Genomic DNA, 7,418 nt, shown 5'->3' with positions numbered 1-7,418 from the left:
GGACTGCCCGCCGTACGGGTCAGGGACGGAACGGGCCGGTCACGCAGTAGGTGATGCCGCCGGAGGACGAGCCGCTGGTGCCGCGCTGGGAGGAGAAGTACAGGCGGTTGCCCGCGGGGTTGAACGCCGGGCCGGTGATCTCCGACGAGCCCTGGCCGCTGATGCGCAGGAACACCGAGATCTGGTCGTTCGGGGTGATCATGCAGATCTCCATGTTGCCGCCGTCCTCGGCCACGTACAGGTCGCCGCCGGTCGAGCCGGTCACGTTGTCGACGCCGGTCAGGGGCGGGCTGCCGGGGCTGACCAGGCTGTCGTCGTAGGCCAGCTCGTAGGTGTTGTTCGCCAGGTTGAGCTGCCAGAGCCGGTTGTCGCCCTTGGTGGTGAACCAGACGGTGTCGTCGGCGTAGTGGCAGCCCTCGCCGCCGTTGAAGGACTTGGAGCCGGAGACCTGGCTGCGGGTGGCGGTGGGGGAGCCGTCGGGGTCGGGGACGTTCGCCCAGCTGAAGGAGCCCGAGGTGGAAGACCCGGCGACGAGTACCTGCAGGGTGCCGCTGGACAGGTCACCCCAGGTCGTGGGGACGAAGCGGTAGAACCTGCCGTTGCTCTCGTCCTCGGTCAGGTAGATCACCCGGCGGACCGGGTCGGCGGCCGCGGCCTCGTGCTTGAACCGCCCCATGGCGCCCCGCTGTACGGCGGCGCCGCCGAAGGGATAGGACTCGTAGACGAACCCGCGGCTCACCTCCTCGCACGACAGCCAGGTGTTCCACGGCGTCTTGCCGCCCGCGCAGTTCTGCCGGGTGCCGGTGAGGATGCGCTGGGCCGACTGCACGGCTCCGGAGGAGTTGAAGCGGATCGCCGAGGCGCCGCCGCCGGGGTTGATCTCGGAGTTGGAGACGTAGATCCAGCCCGCGCCGTCGGCGAAGCAGGCGCCGCCGTCGGGGGCGTTGTGCCAGGTCAAGGAGGTGCCGGGGACCGTCTGGCCGGAGCGGGCGATCACCTGGCTGGTGAAGCCGGCGGGCAGCAGGATGCCGTTGGCGTCCGCGGAGCCCAGCGGGCCGTAGGGGCTTGGCGCGTTCTGGGCGGGCGCGGCCAGCGCCGTGCCTTCCCAGAGGGTGAAGGGCAGCGCCATGGTGCCGGCGCCGAGTACCGAGGCACGCAGGAAGTTGCGTCTCTTCATCGGTGTGACCCTTTCCTGGCCGGGGGTGTCAAAACCCGAGAGTAGGCACCATCCGTGAACGCCCGGTGTCCCATTCTGGTCGAGGCCGCGCCGATGCGCCGGTGCATCCGGAAAGTCATCTATTGCATAGGAAAGTTTCCTATTTAATACTGCGATCAAGCACCATTCCCCCTGGTCCATGGAGGTTCCATGCTCCGTCGTCTCGCCGTGCTCGCCTCCGCAGCCCTGCTCGCCCTGTCCGCCGCCCCCGCCCAGGCTCATGCCACCGCCGTCGTCGAGGACGTCTTCAGCCCGCTGACCCTCGGCGGGTACTGCGCCGCCCAGGTCAACCCCACCTCGGGGATCGGCTTCTACAACGGCTGGCTCAACTGCTACCGCTTCGGCACGCCCGGCCTGGTCTTCACGGGCGCGGGCAACCCGGGCCAGGCCTGCGTGTACTTCCACCCGACGTGGAACTTCATCGGCTACTCCCAGGGGGTGAGCCAGGCGCTGCTCTGCAGGTACTCGGTCTGACCCGCGGGGCCCCGCCGTGCCTGTGGCGCGGCGGGGTTCACCGGGCCTCGCGCAGGAAGCGCAGGCCGGTGGCGGCGATCCAGGACCACGACAGCACCACGGCCAGCGCGAAGGCCACGTTGATCAGGGCGGAGGCGTTGCCGGAGGCGATGCCGGCGAAGGCGGCGAGGAACAGCACGCCGGTCAGCGCGGAGAAGAGGGCCCAGCCGGTCCGGCGCTCGGCGGCGTGGCGGCGGGCGTGGAGCAGGCAGGCGGCGATCATGCACAGGAAGCCGATGCCGCCGGCGACGAAGTGCAGCATGCCGTGCCAGGTGATGGCGGCGGGCGGGCCGTCGGGGGTGCCGGCGGGGAAGCCGAGCGCGGGGTCGGCGACGAAGACCCCGGCGCCGATGAGGGCGAGGCCGTAGACGCGTATGAGCCAGGGGCCCAGGGCCGCTTGAGCGCGTACGAGAAGGCGATCACGAGCGCCCCCGTGATCACGAAGTTGGCGATCTGGATCCAGCCGAGGTCGCCGTTGCTCAGCAGGCTGGCGGCGTGGCGGGTGAGGTCGAACGGCTCACGGGTGAGGGCCTGGGCCAGGGAGACCAGGACGTAGAGGGGGCCGGCGAGGACGCCGCACATCAGAAGGGTTCTGTTCATGCCTCCGAGCATTCCTTCGACAAAAACTTTTGTCAAGACGATTCTGATTGTCGGAGTTCCGGGCGGCTAGGGTGTCGTCAAACGATCTTCTACGGCGGACGGGCGGACACATGGACAGGTTGAAAGGGCGGCGGGCCATCGTCACCGGCGGCGCCAACGGCATCGGGCGGGCCATCGCCGTGGCCTTCGCCCGCGAGGGCTGCGAGGTGTTCCTCACCGCACTGCGCGACGAGGAGGCGGCCCGCGACACCCTCGCCGAGCTACGCGGGTACGGCGTGCGGGCGCACTACATGCTGCTGGACGGCGCCGACCCCGGCGGCGTCCGGAAACTGATGGAGGCCGCGGGCCGGGCGCTGGGAGTCGCCGACGTCCTGGTGAACAACGCCGCCACGATGACCAGGACCGGGTTCCTGGACCTCACGCCGGAGGAGTACGAGCGGGTGATGGCGGTCAACCTGCGCTTCCCCTTCTTCGCCACCCAGGCCTTCGCCGCGCGGCTGCGCGAGGAGGGCGCGCCGGGCAGCGTCATCAACATCAGCTCCATCAGCGCCTTCAAGGCGGTCAGCGCGATGGCCCACTACCAGTCCAGCAAGGCCGGGCTGTCGATGCTGACCCGCAGCGCCGCGTACGAGCTGGCGCGGTACGGCATCCGGGTCAACACGATCTCTCCCGGCCTGACCGCCACCAAGGCCAACTCCCCGCAGTGGCGCGACGACCCCGACCTGTGGCACGAGCGCAGCAAGGACATCCCGCTGGGCCGTCCCGGCCGCCCGGCCGACTTCGCGGGCGCCGCCGTGTTCCTGGCCTCGGACGAGTCGTCCTGGATGACCGGCGCCGACCTGGTGCTCGACGGCGGCGACGCGGCAGTGTGAACGGGCTCAGGCGGCTGACGGCGTGCCGCTCGCCCGCCGCAGCGGCGACAGGATCAGCCACAGCGTCGAGGCGACCGCGCCCAGGACGCCGATCAGGATGGTGGGCCGCACGCCCAGCCAGGTGCCCAGCGCGCCGCCCAGCAGCCCGCCGGCCGGGGCCATGGCGAAGGCCAGGAACCGGTTGGCCGCCTGGACCCGGCCGAGCAGATGATCGGGGCAGGCGCTCTGGCGGTAGCTGACCTGGACGACGTTGTAGAGCGTCCCGCCGTACCCGCAGGCGAACCAGCCGCAGACGAACAACGCGACCCCCCAGCCCCGCGAGGACAGCGCCATCAGCACGCCGAGCGGCTCGGTGAGCAGCAGCGACAGCACGATCGTGCGGGTGGGACCGAACGCGCGCGTCCACCTCTTGACGGTCACGGCCGCGAGCACCCCGCCCGCGCCGGACGCGGCGGCCACCAGACCGGTCATCACCGGCGAAAGCCCCAGCTCGCGGGTCAGGAACAGCACCAGCAGCGCCGCGACCATCGACATGAACAGGTTGACGCTGCCGGTGCACAAGCCGATCGCGCGCAGCGCCGGGTCACGCAGCAGATAGCGCAGCCCCTCGCCGATGTCGGCGAGCGTCCCCTGCCCGCTCGCCGCCGCGGGCGCGGGGTCGGGGGTGCGGATACGGCGCAGCAGCCCGGCCGAGGTCAGGAACGTCACCGCGGTGACCGACACCGTCGCGGCCGCCCCGGCCAGCCCCGCGATCAGCCCGCCGAGGCTGGGCCCGGTCACCACGGCGACGGAGTAACTGGCCTGCAGCTTGGCGTTGGCCTCGATCAGCCGCTCACGCTCGACCAGCGCCGGCACATACGCCAGGTGGGCCACGTCGAAGAAGATCGTCCCGATGCTCACCAGCAGGGCGACGGCCAGGAGCTGCCAGACGGTGAGCACCCCCGCGGCGTACCCGAGGGGGATCGACAGGAGCAGCAGCGCCCGCGTGACGTCGGCGGTGAGCAGGACGCGCCGGCGCCGCATCCGGTCCACCCAGGCGCCCGCGGGCAGCCCGAACAGCAGCGCGCCGACCGTGCCCGCGGCGTTGAGCAGCCCCATCTCCAGGGGCGTGGCCGCCAGCGCGGTGACCGCCACCAGCGGGACGGCGATCGCGCCGGCGCGGCTGCCGAGCTGGCTGACGGTGTTCGCCGACCACAGCCGCACGAAGTCGGCGTGCCGCCAGAGACTCACCACCGCACCGGCAGCCGCACCGGTCCGATCGTGATCGCCGTGGTCAGCCACTCGACCTCCTCCTCCGGTACGGCCAGCCGCAGATCGGGACAGACGCGCACGAGCGCCCGGACCGCCTCCTGCAGTTCCATCCGCACCAGCGAGGCGGCCAGGCAGTGGTGCAGCCCCGGCCCGAACGTCAGGTGCGCGCCGCCCTCACGCTCCACGTCGATCCGGTCGGGATCGGGAAAGGCGACGGGGTCGCGGTTGGCCGAGGCGAAGGAGACGAGCACCGCCTCGCCCTCGCGGATGGTCCGCCCGCCGATCTCGACGTCCTCGGTGGCGATCCTGGCGATGCCGAGGCCGGGGCTGATGACGAGGTAGCGCAGCAGTTCCTCGACCGCGCCCGGGATCGCGCCGGGCCGTTCGACCAGGTCGCGGTAGAGGCCGGGCTCGGTCAGCAGCGTGTAGGCCATGTTGCCGACCTGCTTGGCCACGTTGTCCTGGCCGGTGGTCAGCGAGCTGCCGAGGAAGGTGACCAGCTCCTGCTCGCTGAGGCGCCGCTCGCTGTCGCGGGCGTGCACGAGCTCGCTCAGCAGGTCGTCTCGCGGTACGGCACGCCGCCGCTCGACCAGTTCCAGCAGATATTGGGCGAACTCGCCCAGGACGCGCTCGACCTCCTCGGCGGTGTAGGCGGTGGTGGTCACCACGACCTCCGCCCAGCCGCCGAACCGGTCGCGCTCGCCGTACGGGACGCCGAGCATGTCGCAGATCGTCATCAGCGCGAGCGGCGTGCCGAAGTCCCGCATGAGGTCGGCGGGCGGGCGCAGGTCGCGCAGGAGCGTCTCGGCGCGGGCGGTCACCGAGGGCCGCAGCTCCTCGATCCGCCGCAGGGAGAACGCCCTGGAGACCAGGCGGCGCATCCGGGTGTGCTCGGGCGCGTCCATCATCGCCATGGAGCCGGCGCCGCCGGGCAGGGGCGTCATACGCGGCACGTCGGCGCCGGCCGCCCGCGCCCGGCTGAAGCGGGGGTCGGAGATGATCGCGCGCACGTCCTCGTAGCGGGTCGCGAGCCAGCCTTCGCGGCCGTAGGGCATCCGGACCCGCGAGAGCGGCTCGCTGTCGCGCAACTGCGCGAAACGGGGATGAAGGCGCAGCAGGTCGGGTGGGCCGAAGGGGTATGAGCCTGCCGTCATGCGTGATCTCCAGGGGGTGACGAGGGGCGGTCGCTCCCCAGCGGCCCGAGGAGCGTCCCGCCGTCGCGCTACTTGCCGGGTTTGACCGTGACAGTGGTCATGATCTTGAATTCAGCGGTCACGATGTGACGCATGGGATTCACCTCCTTCTGCGGCGAGTGTCCGTGCGTGGCCGAGGGCTTCGGCCACGACGTCCTCGGTGAGCACGGGGGTCTCGACCAGCAGGCAGCTGCCGAGCGGGGTGGTGGCGACGTCGCCGCCCGCCCTGCGGTGGACGGTGGCCCGCATCTCGCGGCTCGGCACGGTGTCCAGCGGGAAGCCGAACCGCACCCGCGCGACCCCCGCCCGGCCGGGCCGCCTGCGCGCCTTCTCGGCCTTGGCCGGTGGGCCTAGTTCGTCCAGGGTCGCGCGCCAGCGGCGCGAGAGGGGTGACCAGGGCTCGGTCTTCCTGATGAGCGCGCGCAGCTCGGGGGCGAGCGCGAGCGCCTCGGCGTGCTCGCGGACCACGCTCACCAGCGCGTCGCCCAGACGCCGCTCGGCGAGGCCGGCGAGCACCGAAAAGTCGAGGAGGTCCTTAATCCGGAATTTGCGCTGGAACCTTTCCTCGGCCACGGCGAACAGTCCGCATAAATCATCATGTTCCGGCGGAACGGCCCTTACCGGAACTCCCTTCAGGTCGCCGGTGAACGCACAGGTGGAGACGTCGGCGCCCATCGGTTTGTCGAGATGGGGTTCCTCGGCCGGCCACTTCATGGCCACGCAGATATGCCGTCCGAATTCTCCGTCCATGACGCTCACGCCCTGCGGGACGGCGTCATAACGCGCCGACAGGTCCAGGACGCAGCGCCACAGCGCCTCCTCGCCGGGCGCGACCAGGTCGGCGTCCCCCGACTGGCGCAGCATCCATCCGGGCATGTGGGCGGCGATCCTGCGCCCCTTGAGCACGGTCAGCCCGTGCGCCGCGGCCTGTTCCTCACCCACTCTGGCCAGCTCGGCGACCCGGCGGCGGGCCCGTTCCAGATAGGCCGTCGCCGCGCCGGTGAGCTCGATGTCCCGGGCCTGCGCCGAGGACAACCAGGTGGCCAATATCCCCGCCTTCGCGGCCATATGCGCGACCCGCCATGCCGGATATGCGGGTGGCGCGCCGAGGATTCTGTCTATGGTGTCAAAATCCATCATCACCGATAAGAAACCCGATACTAACAAGATCAACTCCATGAGTAAACATTCGTTCTGGAGGAGGTCATGAAACAGGTTTCACCCCGGCCCGTCCCGGCCATGTTGGTGTCATGAGCGAACGTTTGCCCCCGGCGCCCGTGATCGGCGCGGTGGTCGCCGTCGGCGTCGTCGCCGCGCTGCTCCTCGGCACCGGCGCCCTCCTGATCGCGGGCGGCCTGCCGCGCAGCGCAGTCCTGCCGGTGGCCTTCGGCCTCCTCGGCGCGGCGATCGCCCGCGGACTGTGGCCGGGATGGCGTGGCCCCCGCCTCCTGGCCGCCTTCTTCGGCGCCTTCGTCGTCCTGTACGGGGGCACCACGCTGGCCGACGCGCTGGCGGGCACGGGCGCGCCGCCCGCCGTCCTCGCGGGCGCGTCCGTGATGGCGCTGGCCGGCGCCGCCGTCATCGTCCTGCTGTTCGTGCCGCCGTCGTCGCGGGCGTGGTTCGCCCGCCGGCGCCGGGCGGAATGAGTAGGGCCTACTCATTCGCGGGCCCCGGCGAAAAGCGAGAATGCGCTCAAGGCGCGGCCGGACAAACGTGCGGACGCCGCGCCTTCGACGTCGGAAAACTGAATCCGCCGGATTCGTGGCAACGTTC

At 71.2% G+C, this 7,418-nt stretch carries 7 protein-coding genes and 1 pseudogene; 3 read left to right on the top strand and 5 right to left on the bottom strand.

Annotated elements, in window-relative coordinates; all coding sequences use genetic code 11:
* Positions 1-19: 19 nt before the first annotated feature.
* Positions 20-1,177, bottom strand: a complete 1,158-nt coding sequence (locus tag ACFWYW_RS37945; RefSeq protein WP_379624761.1) for an alkaline phosphatase PhoX — start codon at positions 1,175-1,177, stop codon at positions 20-22.
* A 189-nt stretch (positions 1,178-1,366) separates the two neighbouring features.
* Here ACFWYW_RS37945 and ACFWYW_RS37940 point away from each other — a divergent pair, with 189 nt between their 5' ends.
* Positions 1,367-1,690, top strand: a complete 324-nt coding sequence (locus ACFWYW_RS37940; protein ID WP_379624763.1) for a hypothetical protein — start codon at positions 1,367-1,369, stop codon at positions 1,688-1,690.
* 37 nt (positions 1,691-1,727) lie between these two features.
* Here the strand turns inward: ACFWYW_RS37940 and ACFWYW_RS37935 are convergent.
* A pseudogene (locus ACFWYW_RS37935) lies at positions 1,728-2,311 on the bottom strand (DUF998 domain-containing protein).
* Between the two features lie 128 nt (positions 2,312-2,439).
* On the opposite strand from ACFWYW_RS37935, the gene ACFWYW_RS37930 reads away from it, so the two are divergent.
* The gene (locus tag ACFWYW_RS37930) at positions 2,440-3,201 is read left to right on the top strand and encodes an SDR family NAD(P)-dependent oxidoreductase (RefSeq protein ID WP_379624765.1); all 762 of its coding nucleotides are present in this window, start codon (positions 2,440-2,442) and stop codon (positions 3,199-3,201) included.
* Positions 3,202-3,207: 6 nt separating this feature from the next.
* Here the strand turns inward: ACFWYW_RS37930 and ACFWYW_RS37925 are convergent, their stop codons facing one another.
* The 3 genes from ACFWYW_RS37925 to ACFWYW_RS37915 all read right to left on the bottom strand — a co-directional run bounded on the left by ACFWYW_RS37925 (position 3,208) and on the right by ACFWYW_RS37915 (position 6,692).
* Entirely contained in the window at positions 3,208-4,431 is a 1,224-nt protein-coding gene (locus tag ACFWYW_RS37925; RefSeq protein ID WP_379624767.1) for an MFS transporter, read from the bottom strand.
* The gene (locus tag ACFWYW_RS37920) at positions 4,428-5,606 is read right to left on the bottom strand and encodes a cytochrome P450 (RefSeq protein ID WP_379624769.1); all 1,179 of its coding nucleotides are present in this window, start codon (positions 5,604-5,606) and stop codon (positions 4,428-4,430) included. Before ACFWYW_RS37920 ends, ACFWYW_RS37925 begins: the two co-directional genes overlap by 4 nt.
* 111 nt (positions 5,607-5,717) lie before the next feature.
* Entirely contained in the window at positions 5,718-6,692 is a 975-nt protein-coding gene (locus ACFWYW_RS37915; protein WP_379624772.1) for a hypothetical protein, read from the bottom strand.
* 203 nt (positions 6,693-6,895) lie between these two features.
* Between ACFWYW_RS37915 and ACFWYW_RS37910 the strand changes: the two genes are divergently transcribed.
* On the top strand, positions 6,896-7,291 hold the full coding sequence (locus ACFWYW_RS37910) for a hypothetical protein (RefSeq protein ID WP_379624774.1): 396 nt from the start codon (positions 6,896-6,898) through the stop codon (positions 7,289-7,291).
* Positions 7,292-7,418 lie beyond the last annotated feature (127 nt).

Origin of the sequence: Nonomuraea sp. NPDC059023, from assembly GCF_042740095.1 — a bacterium.
Classification (GTDB): domain Bacteria; phylum Actinomycetota; class Actinomycetes; order Streptosporangiales; family Streptosporangiaceae; genus Nonomuraea.
This window is presented reverse-complemented; position numbering and strand designations above follow the sequence as displayed.